This window comes from Comamonas badia DSM 17552, assembly GCF_000484635.1.
Lineage (GTDB): Bacteria > Pseudomonadota > Gammaproteobacteria > Burkholderiales > Burkholderiaceae_C > Comamonas_C > Comamonas_C badia.
Map to the genome: position 1 here is coordinate 635779 of NZ_AXVM01000001.1, position 16934 is coordinate 652712.

The 16934-nt window shown below is 65.1% G+C and carries 14 protein-coding genes and 2 pseudogenes; 11 read left to right on the forward strand and 5 right to left on the reverse strand.

The annotated features are described in order from the left end of the window. Positions 1–36 precede the first annotated feature (36 nt). From K320_RS17960 to gdhA, 3 genes and pseudogenes are all read left to right on the forward strand, one after another. A pseudogene (locus tag K320_RS17960) lies at positions 37–1328 on the forward strand (NAD(P)/FAD-dependent oxidoreductase). Positions 1329–1375: 47 nt separating this feature from the next. Further along, positions 1376–3253, forward strand: coding sequence for a DNA mismatch repair endonuclease MutL (mutL, locus tag K320_RS0103090; RefSeq protein ID WP_024537417.1), 1878 nt, complete (start codon positions 1376–1378; stop codon positions 3251–3253). A gap of 121 nt (positions 3254–3374) precedes the next feature. Further along, positions 3375–4721: an NADP-specific glutamate dehydrogenase gene (gene gdhA, locus K320_RS0103095; RefSeq protein WP_024537418.1), complete on the forward strand. Its 1347-nt coding sequence runs from the start codon at positions 3375–3377 to the stop codon at positions 4719–4721. A gap of 51 nt (positions 4722–4772) precedes the next feature. On the opposite strand, the gene K320_RS0103100 is transcribed toward gdhA, so the two are convergent. After that, positions 4773–5141 carry an HVO_A0114 family putative DNA-binding protein gene (locus K320_RS0103100; protein WP_024537419.1) on the reverse strand — a complete coding sequence of 123 codons (369 nt, stop codon included), beginning with the start codon at positions 5139–5141 and terminating at the stop codon, positions 4773–4775. Positions 5142–5578: 437 nt separating this feature from the next. Next, positions 5579–6040 carry a MarR family winged helix-turn-helix transcriptional regulator gene (locus K320_RS0103105; RefSeq protein WP_245593810.1) on the reverse strand — a complete coding sequence of 154 codons (462 nt, stop codon included), beginning with the start codon at positions 6038–6040 and terminating at the stop codon, positions 5579–5581. 257 nt (positions 6041–6297) lie between these two features. On the opposite strand from K320_RS0103105, the gene K320_RS0103110 reads away from it, so the two are divergent. Next, positions 6298–8034, forward strand: coding sequence for a tannase/feruloyl esterase family alpha/beta hydrolase (locus K320_RS0103110; protein WP_029695755.1), 1737 nt, complete (start codon positions 6298–6300; stop codon positions 8032–8034). A gap of 126 nt (positions 8035–8160) precedes the next feature. Here the strand turns inward: K320_RS0103110 and K320_RS19410 are convergent. Together K320_RS19410 and K320_RS0103120 are read right to left on the reverse strand one after the other, a co-directional pair. Then, positions 8161–8325 (reverse strand): annotated as a pseudogene (locus K320_RS19410) (IS630 family transposase); the annotation flags it as partial. 18 nt (positions 8326–8343) lie between these two features. Further along, the gene (locus K320_RS0103120) at positions 8344–8973 is read right to left on the reverse strand and encodes an ABC transporter ATP-binding protein (RefSeq protein ID WP_245593811.1); all 630 of its coding nucleotides are present in this window, start codon (positions 8971–8973) and stop codon (positions 8344–8346) included. A gap of 56 nt (positions 8974–9029) precedes the next feature. Here K320_RS0103120 and K320_RS0103125 point away from each other — a divergent pair, with 56 nt between their 5' ends. Continuing rightward, positions 9030–10811, forward strand: coding sequence for an ABC transporter transmembrane domain-containing protein (locus tag K320_RS0103125; protein ID WP_029695757.1), 1782 nt, complete (start codon positions 9030–9032; stop codon positions 10809–10811). A gap of 55 nt (positions 10812–10866) precedes the next feature. Here the strand turns inward: K320_RS0103125 and K320_RS0103130 are convergent, their stop codons facing one another. Continuing rightward, positions 10867–11478 (reverse strand): 2OG-Fe(II) oxygenase, encoded by a 612-nt coding sequence (locus K320_RS0103130; protein WP_024537423.1) that lies wholly within the window; start codon positions 11476–11478, stop codon positions 10867–10869. 154 nt (positions 11479–11632) lie between these two features. On the opposite strand from K320_RS0103130, the gene K320_RS0103135 reads away from it, so the two are divergent. From K320_RS0103135 to leuB, 6 genes are all read left to right on the forward strand, one after another. Continuing rightward, positions 11633–11944 (forward strand): DUF4148 domain-containing protein, encoded by a 312-nt coding sequence (locus tag K320_RS0103135; RefSeq protein ID WP_024537424.1) that lies wholly within the window; start codon positions 11633–11635, stop codon positions 11942–11944. A 104-nt stretch (positions 11945–12048) separates the two neighbouring features. Beyond that, entirely contained in the window at positions 12049–13407 is a 1359-nt protein-coding gene (locus K320_RS0103140) for an MBL fold metallo-hydrolase (protein ID WP_024537425.1), read from the forward strand. A 144-nt stretch (positions 13408–13551) separates the two neighbouring features. Continuing rightward, on the forward strand, positions 13552–14973 hold the full coding sequence (gene leuC, locus K320_RS0103145) for a 3-isopropylmalate dehydratase large subunit (protein ID WP_024537426.1): 1422 nt from the start codon (positions 13552–13554) through the stop codon (positions 14971–14973). Positions 14974–14984: 11 nt separating this feature from the next. Next, positions 14985–15110 carry an entericidin A/B family lipoprotein gene (locus tag K320_RS0103150; protein WP_024537427.1) on the forward strand — a complete coding sequence of 42 codons (126 nt, stop codon included), beginning with the start codon at positions 14985–14987 and terminating at the stop codon, positions 15108–15110. Between the two features lie 17 nt (positions 15111–15127). Next, on the forward strand, positions 15128–15781 hold the full coding sequence (gene leuD, locus K320_RS0103155) for a 3-isopropylmalate dehydratase small subunit (protein WP_024537428.1): 654 nt from the start codon (positions 15128–15130) through the stop codon (positions 15779–15781). An 80-nt stretch (positions 15782–15861) separates the two neighbouring features. After that, the gene (gene leuB, locus K320_RS0103160) at positions 15862–16932 is read left to right on the forward strand and encodes a 3-isopropylmalate dehydrogenase (RefSeq protein ID WP_024537429.1); all 1071 of its coding nucleotides are present in this window, start codon (positions 15862–15864) and stop codon (positions 16930–16932) included. Positions 16933–16934 lie beyond the last annotated feature (2 nt).

Consider the following 16934-nt stretch of genomic DNA (forward strand, 5'->3'; position numbering starts at 1 on the left):
ACGACCCTTCCATCTTCCAGAACCATGTCCATCCGCATGAATACCCCTCCCAGAATCCTCATCGTCGGCGGCGGGATCGCCGGGCTGATGCTGGCGACCCAGCTGGGCAACCGGCTGGGGCGCAGCGGCAGCGCCGACATTTCGCTGATCGACCGCAGTGCCACCCATGTCTGGAAACCGATGCTGCACACCATCGCGGCCGGAACCTGGGATGTGCACCAGCAGCAGCTGAGCTACATCGCCCATGCCCGCGCACACCACTTCACCTACCAGCCGGGCCACATGGGAGCGCTGGACCGGGACGCACGCCATGTCGTGCTCGACCCCATCACCGGGCCTGCCGGGGAGGTACTGGTGGAGCAGCGCGCCCTGCCCTACGACGTACTGGTGCTCAGCATCGGCAGCCGTGCCAATGATTTCGGCGTGCCCGGCGTGGCGCAGCACTGCCACTTCATCGACAGCCAGGCCCAGGCCGAGGCGTTCAACCTGACCCTGCGCGGGCGGCTGCTGCGCTCGTGGTGCGCGACGAGGGCCTGCGCGTGGCCATCGTGGGCGCCGGCGCCACCGGGGTCGAGCTGTCGGCCGAGCTGTGCAGCCTGCTCGACCAGGCCGCGGGCTACGGCGACAAGGCCATCCGCCAGCGGCTGCAACTGTCGCTGATCGAGAGCGGTCCGCGCATCCTGGCGGCCTTCCCCGAGCCGGTCGCGGCCTCCAGCGCCGAGCAGCTCAGCCGTCTGGGCGTGCAGATTCACACCAGCGCCCGCGTGGTCGGCGCCGACGCCGGAGGGTTTCTGCTGGGTGACGGCAGCCGCATCGACGCGGATCTGCTGGTCTGGGCCGCCGGCGTGAAGGGTCAGGGCCAGGCCGCCACCGCCGACACCCTGCAGGCCAATCGAAGCGGGCAGCTGCTGATAGCCCCCAGCCTGCAAAGCCTGGACGACCCGCAGATTTTCGGGCTCGGCGATTGCGCCAGCCTGACCCTGCCCGGCAGCGAACGGCCGCTGCCCCCGACCGCGCAGGTCGCCAACCAGCAGGCGCGGCATCTGGCCAAGCACCTCGGTGCCTGGCTGAACAACGCCCCGCTGCCGGATTTTTCCTTCCAGGACCTGGGGGCGCTGGTATCGCTCAGCCAGTACAACGCCTTCGGCACGCTGGGAAAGTTCGGCTTCTTCAAGGGCGGCTTCATCCGCGGCCGCTTTGCCCAGCTGAGCCATGTCTTCCTGTACCGCCAGCACCAGGTGGGCCTGCACGGCGTGCCCCGCGCGAGTGGCCTGTGGCTGGCCGAGAAAATCAACAACTGGGTGCGCCCGTCCATTCGCCTGAGCTGAGTGGCGGTCCCGCAGGGCTGGGGCGCGGCGCTTTCTAGAATCGCCCCATGACCACCGATCCCCGCCGCCCCATCCACGAACTGCCCGACGAGCTGATCAGCCAGATCGCCGCCGGCGAGGTGGTCGAGCGCCCGGCCTCCGTGGTGCGCGAGCTGGTGGACAACGCGCTCGATGCCGGCGCCACCCAGGTTACCGTGCGGCTGCTCGCCGGGGGCGTGCGCCTCATCACGGTGGAAGACGACGGCTGCGGCATCGCGCAGGCCGAGCTGGTGCTGGCGCTGCGCCGCCACGCGACGAGCAAGATCGCCAGCCTCGGCGACCTCGAATCGGTCGCCACCATGGGCTTTCGCGGCGAGGCGCTGGCGGCGATCGCCTCGGTATCGGAGCTTTCCATCCTCTCGCGCACCGCCGACCAGGCCAGCGCCTTCCTGCTGCATGCCCGCAGCGGCGAGCTGCGCCCGGCGGCACGCGGCATCGGCACCACGATCGAGGTCAAGGAGCTGTTTTTCTCCACCCCCGCGCGGCGCAAATTCCTCAAGAGCGACGCGACCGAGCTGGCCCACTGCATCGAAGCCGTGCGCCGCCACGCGCTGGCCCGCCCCGATGTCGGCTTCGCCATCTGGCACGAGGGCAGGCTGGTGCGGCAGTGGCGCGCCAGCTTCACGCCGGGCACGGCACCCGATGGCGACGCGCTGCAGCGGCGCATGGGCGATGTGCTGGGCGAGGAATTCATCGCCGCATCGCTGCCGGTGCACCACCAGGCGGGGCCGCTGCTCATCACCGGGCGCGCCGGGCTGCCTACTGCCTCGCGCGCGCGCGCCGACCAGCAGTACAGCTATGTCAACGGCCGCTTCGTGCGCGACAAGGTGCTGCAGCATGCGGCACGCGCCGCCTACGAAGACGTGCTGCACGGCCAGCGCCAGCCGGTCTATGTGCTCCATGTGGAAATAGCGCCCGAGCGTGTGGACGTGAACGTGCACCCGACCAAGATCGAGGTGCGCTTTCGCGACAGCCGCGAGGTGCACCAGGCCGCGCTGCACGCGCTGCAGAACGTGCTGGCCGCGCCGCGCGCGCAGCTGCTGGCCCACAACGCCAAGCCCGCACCAGTGCAGGATCAGGCATCAAAAATGCCTTCAACGCCCGCCCGGCCTGCGCAAGCAGCTCTACATTTAGGAGAACCCAGCGGCCACCGCGTGGCAGACCTTTCAGCGCTCTGGTCGCCCGCGCCTGCTCCACCCGCTTATGCGCCCGCACCTGAGGCGGCCCGCGCGCCAGTTTCCGCGTGGGCGCCGGCGCCCGCCCAAACGTTCGCGGCCGCCTCCGGCCCCGATCCAGCCCCCTGGCCGCTGGGCCGCGCCATCGCGCAGATCCACGGTGTCTACATCCTCGCGGAAAGCGCCCAGGGCCTGGTCATCGTCGACATGCATGCCGCGCATGAGCGCATCGTCTACGAGCGGCTGAAGGCGCAGCTGGACGGCACGCAGCGCATCGCCAGCCAGCCGCTGCTGATCCCCGCCACGTTTGCCGCCACCCCCGTCGAGGTGGCCACGGCCGAAGCGCAGGCAGAGACGCTCGCCACGCTGGGGCTGGAAATCACGCCGTTTTCCGCCCGCACCCTGGCCGTGCGCGCCGTGCCCACCACCCTCGCACAGGGGGATGCGGTGGAGCTTGCGCGCAACGTGCTTGCCGAACTCGCCCAGCATGAGGCCAGCACCGTCATCCAGCGCGCACGCGACGAAATTCTGGGCACCATGGCCTGCCACGGCGCGGTGCGCGCCAACCGCCAGCTCACCCTGCCCGAGATGAACGCACTGCTGCGCCAGATGGAAACCACCGAGCGCTCCGACCAGTGCAACCACGGCCGCCCGACCTGGCGCCAGCTGTCGATGAAAGAGCTGGACGCGCTGTTCCTGCGCGGACGTTAATTTTTGACTTTCTGACCCCGTTTTTCTCCAGGCCAGCACTCGCCCGCAGAAATCAAACGCATGAATACATGCTTTTTTGGCATAATGCTGCGTCGCATCAATTTTCCTGAAGGTGTTTTACATGGGTGCCCGTCTTTCCGCTGGTCAGTTTCTGGATCATGTCGCTCAACGCAATGCTGGCCAGGCCGAATTTCTGCAGGCCGTGACCGAGGTCATGGAAACCCTCTGGCCCTTCCTCGAAGCCCACCCGCGCTACACCGATCAGGCCCTGCTCGAACGCCTCGTCGAGCCCGAGCGGGTGGTGATGTTCCGCGTGAGCTGGATGGACGACAAGGGCCAGGTGCATGTCAACCGCGGCTACCGCATCCAGCACAGCATGGCGATTGGCCCCTACAAGGGCGGTCTGCGCCTGCACCCCTCGGTCAATCTCTCCATCCTCAAGTTTCTGGCGTTCGAGCAGACCTTCAAGAACGCGCTGACCACGCTGCCGATGGGCGGCGCCAAGGGCGGCTCGGACTTTGACCCCAAGGGCCGCAGCCCGGCGGAAATCATGCGCTTCTGCCAGGCCTTCGCCAGCGAACTGTTCCGCCATGTGGGCGCCGACACCGACGTGCCGGCCGGCGACATCGGCGTGGGCGGGCGCGAGGTCGGCTTCATCGCCGGCATGATCAAGAAGCTCACCAACCGCGCCGACTGCGTGCTGACCGGCAAGGGCATGAGCTTTGGCGGCTCGCTGCTGCGCCCCGAGGCCACGGGCTACGGCCTGGTGTACTTCGTTGACGAAATGCTCAAGGCCCAGGGCAAGAGTCTGGACGGCCTGCGCGTGTCGGTCTCCGGCGCCGGCAACGTCGCTCAGTACGCCATTGAAAAGGCACTGCAGCAGGGCGCCAAGGTCGTCACCTGCTCGGACTCCAGCGGCACGGTGATCGACGAGGAAGGCTTCACGCCGGAAAAGCTCGCCATCCTGATGCAGGTCAAGAACGAGCAATACGGCCGCGTGGACGACTACGCCAGCCGCGTCGGCGCCAAGTTCCACGCCGGCGTGCGCCCCTGGCATGTGCCGGTGGACGTGGCCCTGCCCTGCGCCACGCAGAACGAGCTGGATGAAAACGACGCCCGCGCCCTGATCAAGAACGGCGTGCAGTGCGTGGCCGAAGGCGCCAACATGCCCTCCACCAACGAGGCCGCCAAGGCCTTCGAGGCGGCCGGCGTGCTCTACGCCCCCGGCAAGGCCAGCAACGCCGGCGGCGTGGCCACCTCGGGCCTGGAAATGAGCCAGAACGCGGTGCGCCTGGTCTGGACGCGCGATGAAGTGGACGTGCGCCTGCTGGGCATCATGCAGAACATCCACGCCGCCTGCCTGCAGCACGGCAAGCGCGCCGACGGCAAGATGAGCTACATCACCGGCGCCAACGTGGCCGGCTTCGTGAAGGTGGCCGATGCGATGCTGCAGCAGGGCGTGATCTGAGAGCCTGATGGTCGTCGAGCGGTCGCACGGACTGCGGCGAGCCCCCAAGGGCTACGCGGCGACGATGCGGAACTCGGTGGCCTTGGCCACGGGGCGCACGGTGTTGCTTTCGCGCTTGAGATCGACGATGCCGTAATTGGACATGGTCTTGAGTGTGCGCGACAGGTTGCCCGGCTTGCGCCCGGTAGCCTGCGCCAGCGCCGAGATCGATTCGGGCTCGGTTTCGGCGATGACACGCAGCAAGGCGCGGTTGTCGTCGCTCAACACTTCGGCCAACGATTTCATTGAGGTGAACCAGACCTTGGGCTCGCCCGGCTTGGGCTTGTAGTCGCCACGCGCAATGGCCAGCACGCGCTGGCGAATCTGCTCTTGGGGCAGGATGCCGATGACGATGGATTTAGTAAAACCTGCGGTTTTCATGGCTTGCTCACCTCCAACAGCACGCGGTCAACGTCCGCGAAAAAGTCCTACAGCAGCTGCTGGGCATTTGCGTGCACCACCATTCGAGCGGCCCGCCCTCGTCTCCAGTGCATTGCACAAGCGCTGCGATGCCACCGTGTAGTTGCAGGCGAAGCAGATTATGAGAAAGCAAGCAAGCGCAAAGCAGGGTCAAGTTGGCAAATCCAATAGCGCTTTGCGCTTTGCCAGCGGGTGCTGGAGGCCGATTTGGCTTGAAAAATTCCAGGCGGCATCGTTTTGTGCCGTCAGCCCATCGCATGCGCCACCCCGCTGTCTCCATCACCCATCCGCAGCCACACCACTTCTGGGCGAACGCTGCATGCGCCGCACCAGTAGGCGAACTGAAGTTGAAGTCCATGCCTTGGCTTCGAGGGGAACAACGTGTTGAGAAACTACAGCTAGCGGCCCATGCTCGCGGTAGCAATCTTCCAGAGCAATTCCATTAGGACTAGACGCTCCCCTCGACTGAGACTGTTTAGCAGGTCAGTCTCCATCGTGGACGCAATGTCCAGGGCTTTGCCGACGAGTTGCTCTCCGGACTTCGAAAGCCTCAGGTGCTGAAATCGCTTGTCCACATCGCTCTGCTCTCGTGCAATCAAGTCACGCTCGCTAAGACGGTCAAGAAGCAGTGACATTCTCGCCGCTGAACTCGCGAGCGCTTGGCATAGCTGCTTGCTCGTGGCGCCTGGATTGCTGTGGATGAGAACGAGGATCGAGAACTCCACCTGCGTCACCTTGAATGGCTTGCCGATGTTGGAGACAAAGATCCTGAGCGTCGGGACGGAGGCCTGGGCCAAGTTGTAGCCCAACAAGGTCAACAGCTTCGAATGATCCAGCCCACCCGGAATTTCTTGTTGCACGCAATCCCCCTCCATGCGCGTGAGTCTAAGGCACGGCGCAGTTGGCTTCGGGCACCCGGGTTTATACCAATGGACCCACAAATCGCCGTCACCTACATTAGTTATCAGAAAGAACTTATTTGTCACAAAATTTTATCGTTCTTCCTAATGAAGATAGATAGATTGATTATTTATAATAGTTTTTTTGATATATCAATCGTCCGTGTAATACCGACTCGAAGCTCGGAACGAAAGACAGAATCCATTGGAGATAGCACATGAGAATTTTTAGGCCTTTTTCGACTGTCGGTGCGATCCCACTCGCTAGCGCATTACTCATTGCGGGGTGTGGTGGCGGCTCTGATCCGACTCCTACGCAGCCAGGGCAGCCCGAGCTGCCTCGGTTGTCAGCAGCAGTTGGCGCACCGCTTCAGGGCACTTGCGACGCTCTCTTGTCGTTCAGCTTTCCTAATACGGCCATCTCATCCGTCACGACGGCTGTCGCTGGGTCACTGAAAGTAGCTGGGAAAGACATTGGCGCGCACTGCGTTGTCACCGGGAAGATGAATGAGCGCGTGAGCCCTGTAGACGGTCAAACATATGCTGTTAGCTTCCAGATGCGGCTCCCACTGGATTGGAATGGTCGCTATCTCTACCAAGGCAATGGGGGAACGGACGGCAGTGTGTCGAGTGCGACCGGCGCTGTGGGCAGTGGCGGCCCGTTGACCAACGCCCTTTACCGCGGGTTTGCCGTCATCTCATCTGATGCAGGGCACAGCTCCTCGCAAAACCCTCTATTCGGCATGGACCCGGAAGCCCGCATTGACTACGGCTACGGAGCCGTAAAGAAATTGACCCCAATGGCCAAAGCCCTGATCAAGGCGGCATATGGGAAGGAACCCGATAGGTCTTACGTCGGCGGCTCGTCGAACGGCGGCCGACACGCGATGGTCACGGCAGCTCGTCTCCCGCAGGACTACGATGGGGTGTTGGCGAACTCACCCGGCTTTAACCTGCCAAAAGCTGCCGCCGCTCAGCTGTACACCGCGCAGCAGTTCCGCAAGGTAGCGACAGACGAGAATGACTTGGCTACCGGCTTCACCGTCGCAGAGCGGCAAATAGTTGCGAAGAAGATTCTTGAACGTTGCGATGGTCTCGACGGAGTAACGGATGGACTTGTTCAGGACGTAGAAGCCTGCCAGACGGCGTTCAACATTTTTGACCATGTACCCACCTGTTCCGGTGCGAGAGACGGAACCTGCCTCACGGTGGCGCAGAAGAGCGCCATCGATCTCATGTACGCAGGTCCGGTCAATAGCCGCGGTGAACGCCTTTATGCGACCCAGCCCTACGACCCTGGTCTGGCAGGCTCGGGGTGGGCGAGCTGGAAGTTCAGCAGTTCTGTGGGGGCGTCGCGCGATCCAGTCGCTGTCGGCATCATCTTCCAAGTGCCGCCGGACCCGACGATAGTGAGTAACACTCGTGCCTTCGCATTCAACTACAACTTCGACATGGACTACCCGAAACTGTTTCAGACGAACGCGACCTATACGGAGAGTTCCTGGTCTTTCATGACGCCACCGAACCCCACGAAGCTGGACGCCTTGCGGGACAGGGGCGGCAAGATGATCGTCGTTCAGGGCGTTTCTGATGGTGTGTTTTCGATTGATGACACCAAGCGCTGGTACGACGAACTCGACACCGAGAACAAGGGTAAGGCCGCTGACTTCGCGCGCTTCTTTCGTGTGCCTGGCATGAATCACAGCAGCGGCGGAATTTCTACGGACCAGTACGACGCTCTCGACGCATTAGTCAAATGGGTTGAGAAGGGCATCGCGCCTGATCAAATTGTTGCAACCGCTAGGGGCGAGGGCAACGCGGGCGGCGCGAATAGAGAAGTTCCGGCAGATTGGGCCGTGGACAGAACTCGCCCGCTCTGCCCTTATCCGTTGATTGCTCGTTACAACGGCACAGGGGACAGTGAGCGCGCTGAAAACTTTACCTGCAAGAAGTGACGGACAACTGCGACCTGAAGGCGCCCGCATAACGGCGCCCCTCGTGCCCTGCCAGAGAGTTTCTCCCTTGGCGGGGTTTCTTCTGTCTCTCCGGATGTACTATAGACCCGGCAATTAAGAATTGCATCAGGCGGCATATTTGATCTTCGGGTCTTCGAAGTATGAGCGCGCACGCTGCGGGTTGTTGCCCAGCATGTTCATGTGCGCTTCTGTGGCGCGGCGCAGCTTATCTTTGGTGCGCACCTGCACACGTGAATCCAGCGCGTACTTGAGATCGGCATTGAGCCGCTCACCCTCACACGGGGTAGCTCAGACACCCAACCGGACGATCTGTCCCCATTTCACCTCCGGCATCTCCTCAAAATTCGCCACCACGCACACGCGCTGGTGGTGTTTTGCTTCTTCAGCCAAAGCCCGATGCAGATAGCGGATCGACGTTGCATCCAGCGCCGCCTCGGGCTCGTCGATCAGCGTGAGCGGCGCGCCACTGGCCAGCGCCGCCGCCAGCAGCACCTTGCGCTTGCCGCCGGTGGACAGGCGAAACATCTCCTTGTGCAGATGCTCCTGCAGCCCCAGGCCCTGCGCATGCGCCTGCCAGGCGGTTTCGCTCCAATCGGGATAGCGCATGGCCTGTTGCCGCGCCCACTGCACGGGTGAAATGTCCGGCCAATCGGCGCGCGGATCGCGCCAGAACACCAGCGCAGGATTGCTGCGCACCTGCGCGCGCAGATCGCTGCCCTGCCACAGCACGGCGCCGGTCTCGGGCGCCGTCTCGCCTGCCAGCAGACGCAGCAGCGCGGTCTTGGCCTCGCCCTCTGCATCGACGATGAGGGACAGACCGGGTGGGAAGCCCGCACTCCAATGCTCCTGCCGCCCATAGCCCGGCGTGCCAAAGTCAATGCTGCAAGCCTGCAACGGCATTTGAGTCGATTCGCTCACAAGTCTCTCCTGGAGATATCCATGCAAGGACACCCCTTGTTTTTACACTGAGCGCCATGTCTTCGACCACTGCCCCGCGCCCTGCCCCGCACGCCCTGCGCGCGCTGCTGCCCTTTCTGCGCCCCTACCGCTGGCCGATCGCCGCGGCGCTCGCCTTCCTGCTGCTTGCCGCGCTGGCCACGCTGGCGTTTCCGCTGGCGCTGCGCCAGCTGATCGACCAGGGCATGCCGGGCGGCGGCGATGCCGGGCGGCTGCGCACGCACTTTGGTCTGCTGTTTGGCGTGGCGGTGGCGGTGGGCGTGTTTTCGGCGGCGCGCTATTACATGATGAGCTGGCTGGGCGAACGCGTGACGGCGGATCTCAGAAGTGCGGTCTACGCCCACGTGCTGCGCCAGAGCCCGCAGTTCTTCGAGACCACGCAGACCGGCGAGGTGCTCTCGCGCCTCACCTCGGACACCACGCTGGTGCAGACCGTCATCGGCTCATCGTTTTCGCTCGGACTCCGTAATGCCGTGCTGGGCCTGGGCGCACTCATCATGCTGGTCTGGACCAACCCCTTCATCATGTCGGTGGCGCTGGCCGCCGTGCTGGTGGTGGTGCTGCCCGCGATGTGGATAGGGCGCAGCGTGCGCCGCCTGTCGCGCGCCAGCCAGGACCGCGTGGCCGACACCAGCGCCATCGCCGCCGAGGTGCTGGGCGCCATTCCCGTGGTGCAGGGCTTTGTGGCAGAGCCGCGCGAGGCGGCGCGCTTTGCGGCGGCGGCGGAAAGCGCGTTTCGCACCGCCGTGCGCCGCAGCGGCGTGCGCGCGGCGCTGGTGGCGTTCATCATCATCGCCAACGCCGCGCTGCTGCTCTGGGGCCTGTACCGCGGCAGCGTGGCGGTGATCGCCGGGCAGATGAGCGCCGGCAACCTGGGCCAGACCATCGTCTATGCGCTGTTCCTGGCCGGTGCCGTGGCGGTGCTGGGCGAGGTCTACGGCGACCTGCTGCGCGCCGCTGGCGCCACCGAGCGGCTGATGGAATTGCTGGCCACCGAGCCCGCGATCCGCGCGCCCCAGCCACCGGCACTGCGGCAGATAGCGCCTGGGCGTGCGCTGGATGTGGCCTTCGAAGCGGTGCAGTTTCACTACCCCTCGCGCCCGGATCGCGCCGCGCTGGCGGATTTCACGCTGCGCCTGGCACCGGGCGAAACCGTGGCGCTGGTGGGCGCCAGCGGCGCAGGCAAATCCACGGTGTTCCAGCTGCTGCAGCGCTTCTACGACGTGGGCGGCGGGCGCATTCTGGTGGGCGGTGAAGACCTGCGCGCGCTGGCTCCGCACGCGCTGCGCCAGCGCATTGCGACGGTGCCGCAGGAGGCGGTGATTTTTTCGAGCAGTGCCCTGGAAAACATCCGCTACGCCCGCCCCGAAGCCACGCGCGCGGAGGTGCTGGCCGCCGCGCGCGCCGCCTTTGCCGACGAGTTCATCACCGCGCTGCCGCAGGGCTATGACACCTTTCTGGGCGAGCACGGCGTGCGCCTCTCGGGCGGGCAGCGCCAGCGCATCGCGATTGCGCGCGCGCTGCTCAAGGATGCGCCCATCCTGCTGCTCGATGAGGCCACCAGCGCGCTCGACGCCGCCAGCGAGCGCGCGGTGCAGCAGGCGCTGGATGCCGCGCTGCACCAGCACGCAAGCCACCGCATCACGCTGGTGATCGCGCACCGGCTGGCGACCGTGCAGCATGCGGACCGGATCATCGTGCTGGAGCATGGCCGCGCCATCGAGCAAGGCAGCCACGCGCAGCTGGTGGCCGCGGGCGGCGCCTATGCACGGCTGGCGGCGCTGCAGTTCACGATTTAAACAAAACTGGCTGTAGCGCATGCCAGCAAAGCGATAGCAGCTATCGATAGAATAGTTACCCAGGCATTTCATCGGTGCGCAGCCAGCCCGTCACACTCCAGCGCGTGCTGCGGCACGGCAGCACCGCATGCGGCATCAGACCGCTGACGAACACCGCCAGACGCGCGCTCAATGGCGCAAAGCGCGCCAGCTCGATGTCCGGGTTCGTCGGCTGGTAGAAGCACAGCTCGCCGCCATCGGACTCATTCCACCCATCGTTGAGGTACAGCACGATGGAAATCTTGCGCACATGGCTGCCGCGGTGCTGGTCCAGATGCTTGCGGTAGCCGCGTCCCTCGGGGTAGCGGGCAAAGTGAAATTCCTGGCTGCGCAGGCCCATGGCAAAGCGCTCGTTCAAGACTGCCCGCAGGCCTGCCATCCAGTCGAAGAAAGGGTGGCGCGCGAGGCGCGAGCCCGGGGGCACCCAGCAGATCGCGTCACCGCGCACTTCAGGTTCTTTGCCACCTGCGGGGTCGAGACCGAACTCGCCCGGCTCGAAGCAGTTGGCCGTCCACAGCTCTTGCGCATAGCTACGCAATGCATCGCACCAGGCGGGCGCGACGGCAGCGTCGCTCACGCTCCAGCCCTGCCGGTTGAGCGCGCTGATGATGGCGTCGTATTCACCCATGGTTCATCGCTCTTGGATTCTGAAAATTTTCCTGTCACGCAGCGCAGTCTGCCCGCATCCAATAATGCAACGAGGGGAACAAAAAGCCCGGTTCTCCCCACCGACATCCAGATGGATGCCAAAGATTCGGGCCTTGTGATTGAAGGAGAAAATCATGACCAAGCTCTATTCCACCATCGCTCTTGCCGCTGGCCTCATGTTCGCTGGTTCCGCTTTCGCCGCAGGCACGCAACCTGCCGCTGGCAACGCACCCTATTTTGACGAAGGCCAAAGCATGACGAGCACGCTGCAACGTGCCGACGTGCGCAATGCCGCCATCGCGCACCGGCCTGCCTCCGGCATGATGAATGCCACACCGGCACCCGACACGCCCAGCACGCTGACACGCGCGCAGGTGCATGCGAACACCGTGCAGGCCATTCAGAATGGCTTCCATGTCGAATCCGGCAATCTGACGGCTCTGTAATCGCACGCCTGCCAAGACGGGAATGAATGGCCTGGCCGGCACTGGCCAGGCCATTTTTTGTGCTGGCGCCAGCGGGGACATGGCGGTGGTGCATCATCGCCGCCATGTCCGTGAGCATCACTTTCCTCGGCGGTGCCGGCACCGTCACCGGCTCCAAATACCTCGTGCGCCACGGCGGCAAGGCGCTGCTCGTGGACTGCGGGCTGTTCCAGGGCTACAAGCTGCTGCGCGAGCGCAACTGGCAGCCCTTGCCGGTGGCACCCGCCGCCATCGATGCCGTGGTGCTGACCCATGCCCATCTGGACCACAGCGGCTACCTGCCGCTGCTGGCCCGCGCGGGGTTTGGCGGCCCCGTGTTCTGCACCGCCGGCACGCGCGATCTGTGCGCCATCCTGCTGCCCGACAGCGGCCATCTGCAAGAGGAGGATGCGGCCTACCTGAACCGCCACCGACTCAGCAGGCACCAGCCCGCGCTGCCGCTCTACACGCGCCAGGATGCATTGCACAGCCTGCATCTGCTGCAACCCAGGCCCTGGCAGCGGACCTTCGAGCCGCTGCCAGGCTGGCAAGTGCGCTTCAGCCGCGCCGGTCACATCCTGGGCGCGGCCAGCGTGCTGCTGCAGGTGGATGGCCGGCGCATTCTGTTTTCGGGCGATCTGGGGCGGCCGGACGATCTCCTGATGCGCGCGCCGGAGCCGCCGCCGCCGGCCGATGCGGTGCTGGTGGAATCCACCTACGGCGACCGCAGCCACCCGGCCAGCAGCGTGCTGGACGATATCGCCGCGCCGCTGTCGCGGCTTGCGGCGCGCGGCGGGGTGGCGGTGGTGCCGGTATTTGCCATCGGGCGCGCGCAGACGGTGCTGCATGCGATCGCCCAGCTCAAACAGCACGGCGCCCTGCCTTCGGCGCTGCCGGTGTTTCTCGACAGCCCGATGGCGGTGCAGGCCACGCAGCTCTACCAGGACCACCGCGGCGAGCACCGGCTGGACAGCGCCGCCTTGCAGGCCATGGCGCGCGGCACGACGCTGGTTCACAGCGTGGAGGAATCCAAGGCGCTGGCGCGCCTGCACGGCCCGCGCGTCATCCTCTCCGCCAGCGGCATGACTACCGGCGGGCGCGTGCTGCACCATCTGGCGCTGTACGCGGGCGACCACCGCAACATGATCCTGCTGACCGGACACCAGGCCGGCGGCACGCGCGGTGCGCGCATCGCCGCGGGGGAGAAGACCATCAAGCTGCTGGGGCGTGAGCTTGCCATCCGCGCCGAGGTCGTGCAGCTCGCCAGCGCCTCGGCGCATGCCGATGCGCAGCAGATCGAGCAGTGGCTCACCGGCATGCAGCCGCGGCCAGGCCAGGTTTTTCTGGTGCATGGCGAGCCGCAGGCGACGCAGGTATTGCAGGCGCGACTGACTGGCCATTGCAAGGTGCGGATACCGGAATACGGCGAAACCGTCGCCCTTTGACAGGGCAAGCCAGGCACATCACACCTGCTGGCGCAAGGACCAAGCCGATGCCTGCGCAAGGCCTTCCTGCCGGTGTTCCAGCCGCAAGCCATGGCACCGCCTAAAATTCACCGGTTGAACCCACGCAATAGGCCTATCAGCACCATGGGACGCACCCTGTACGACAAAGTCTTCGACGAGCACGTCGTCCATACCGAAGAAGACGGCACCGCCCTGCTCTATATCGATCGCCATCTGGTGCACGAAGTCACCAGCCCGCAGGCATTCGAAGGGCTGCGCGAGGCGGGCCGCCCGGTCTGGCGCACCAGTTCCATCGTTGCCACGGCAGACCACAACACGCCGACCACCGGCTGGGAGCAGGGCTACGACGGCATCGCCGACCCGATCAGCAAGCTGCAGATCGAGACACTGGACGAGAACATCCACAAGAGCGGCGCGGCCGCCTTCTTCCCCTTTCTTTCGAAGCGCCAGGGCATCGTGCATGTCATCGGCCCGGAAAACGGCGCCACGCTGCCCGGCATGACCGTGGTCTGCGGCGACAGCCACACCAGCACGCATGGCGCCTTCGGCGCGCTGGCCCACGGCATAGGCACGAGCGAGGTGGAACACGTTCTCGCCACGCAATGCCTGCTGGCCAAGAAGGCCAAGAACATGCTGGTGCGCGTGAACGGCCATGTCGCGCCGGGCATCACCGCCAAGGACATCGTGCTGGCCATCATCGGCAGGATCGGCACGGCGGGCGGCACCGGCTACACCATCGAATTCGGCGGCGAGGCGATCCAGGCGCTGTCGATGGAAGGCCGCATGACGGTGTGCAACATGGCGATCGAAGCCGGTGCGCGCGCCGGCATGGTGGCCGTCGATCAGAAGACGATCGACTACGTCAAGGGCCGCCCCATGGCGCCCACCGGCGTGGAATGGGACCAGGCCGTGGCGTACTGGAAGACGCTGCATTCCGATGCGGACGCGCATTTCGACGCGGTCGTCAACCTTGCCGCAGCCGACATCGAGCCACAGGTCACCTGGGGCACCAACCCCGAAATGGTGGTCAACGTCGGCGCCCGCGTGCCCGACCCGGAGAAGGAAAAAGACCCGGTGATCCGCCACGCGATGGAGCGCGCTCTCACCTACATGGGGCTGGAGCCCGGCAAGCCGATGCAGGACATCTTCGTCGACAAGGTGTTCATCGGCTCGTGCACCAACAGCCGCATCGAAGACCTGCGCGCCGCCGCCGCGGTGGTGAAGAAGCTGCACCAGAAGGTGGCGAAAAACATCAAGCTGGCGATGGTGGTGCCGGGCTCGGGCCTGGTGAAGGAGCAGGCCGAGCGCGAGGGCCTGGACAAGATTTTCACGGCGGCCGGTTTCGAATGGCGCGAGCCGGGCTGCTCGATGTGTCTGGCGATGAACGCCGACCGGCTGGAAGCAGGCGAGCGCTGCGCGTCCACCTCCAACCGCAATTTCGAAGGCCGTCAGGGTGCGGGCGGTCGCACCCATCTGGTCAGCCCCGCCATGGCGGCGGCGGCGGCCATCCACGGTCATTTTGTTGATATCCGCAGATTTGCCTGAAGGAGTTATCCATGAAAAAAATCGCTGTGTTCATCCCCGTCCTGCTCGCCATTTTTCTGGCCGGCTGCAACACCGTCAAGGGCGTCGGCCAGGACGTGCAGAAGGCCGGCGGCGCCATCGAGAAATCCGCCAAGTAAGCGCCCCAGCCATTGCCATGCAGAAGTTCACCGTGCACAAGGGGCTGGTCGCGCCCATGGATCGCGAGAACGTCGATACCGACGCGATCATCCCCAAGCAGTTTCTCAAGTCCATCAAGCGCACCGGCTTCGGCCCCAACCTGTTTGACGAGTGGCGCTACCTGGATCAGCCCGGCAGACCCGGCATGCCGGAAGCCAAGCGCAAGCCCAACCCGGACTTCGTGCTGAACCAGAGCCGCTACAAAGGCGCGAGCATCCTGCTGGCACGGCAGAACTTCGGCTGCGGGTCGAGCCGCGAGCATGCGCCCTGGGCGCTGCAGCAATACGGCTTTCGCGCCATCATCGCGCCCAGCTACGCCGACATCTTCTTCAACAACTGCTTCAAGAACGGACTGCTGCCGATCCGCCTGCCGGAACCCACCGTGGCTCGCCTGTTTGACGAAGTGGCCGCCTTCCCGGGCTACGAGCTCACGATAGACCTTGAGCGCCAGGTGGTGGTGGAGCCGCAGGGCGCCGAAATCCCGTTCGAGGTCGAGTCCTTCCGCCGCTACTGCCTGCTGGGCGGGCTGGACGATATCGGCCTGACCCTGCGCCACAAGGACAAAATCAAGGCCTTCGAGGCCGAGCGCCTGGCCACCAAGCCCTGGCTGGCGCATGTGATGCAGTCCTGACAGCACCGCCAACCATCTACGTCAAAAAAGGCTCTGGCGCTTGTCCATCAAGCGGTTACAGCTATCAAAACAAAGAAGTCATGAAGATTGCAATCCTCCCCGGTGACGGCATAGGCCCCGAAATCGTTGCCGAGGCCGTGAAGGTGCTCCAGGCGCTCGGTCTTCGCTTCGAGATGGAAACCGCCCCCGTCGGCGGCGCCGCCTACGAAGCCAGCGGCCACCCGCTGCCGGATTCCACGCTGAACCTGGCCAAGGCAGCCGACGCCATCCTGTTCGGCGCCGTTGGCGACTGGAAGTACGACACACTAGAGCGCGCGCTGCGGCCCGAGCAGGCCATCCTGGGCCTGCGCAAGGCGCTTGGCCTGTTCGCCAACTTCCGCCCGGCGATCTGCTACGAGCAGCTCACGCATGCCAGCAGCTTGAAGCCCGAGCTGGTGGCGGGCCTGGACATCCTCATCATCCGCGAGCTCACCGGCGACATTTACTTCGGCCAGCCGCGCGGGCGCCGCGGCGCGCCGGATGGCGCCTTTGCCGGTGCCGAAGAGGCCTTTGACACCATGCGCTACACGCGCCCGGAAATCGAGCGCATCGCCCATGTCGCTTTCCAGGCCGCGCGCCAGCGCAGCAAGCGCCTGACCAGCGTGGACAAGGCGAACGTGCTGGAGACTTTCCAGTTCTGGAAGGACATCGTCACCGAAGTGCACAAGGGCTACCCGGACGTGGAGCTGTCGCACATGTACGTGGACAACGCCGCCATGCAGCTCGTGAAGGCCCCCAAGGCGTTTGACGTGATCGTCACCGGCAACATGTTCGGCGACATCCTCTCGGACGAGGCCTCCATGCTCACCGGCTCGATCGGCATGCTGCCCTCGGCTTCGCTCAACGACAAGAAGCAGGGCCTGTACGAGCCCAGCCACGGCAGCGCGCCCGACATCGCCGGCAAGGGCGTGGCCAATCCGCTCGCGACCATCCTGAGCGCCGCGATGATGCTGCGCTTCTCGCTGAACCAGGCGGAAGCCGCCAACCGCATCGAAACCGCCGTGAAGAAGGTGCTGGCGCAGGGCCTGCGCACGCCGGACATCTACAGCGAGGGTACGACCCGCGTCGGGACAGCCCAGATGGGCGATGCGGTCGTGCAGGCGCTGGCCTGACC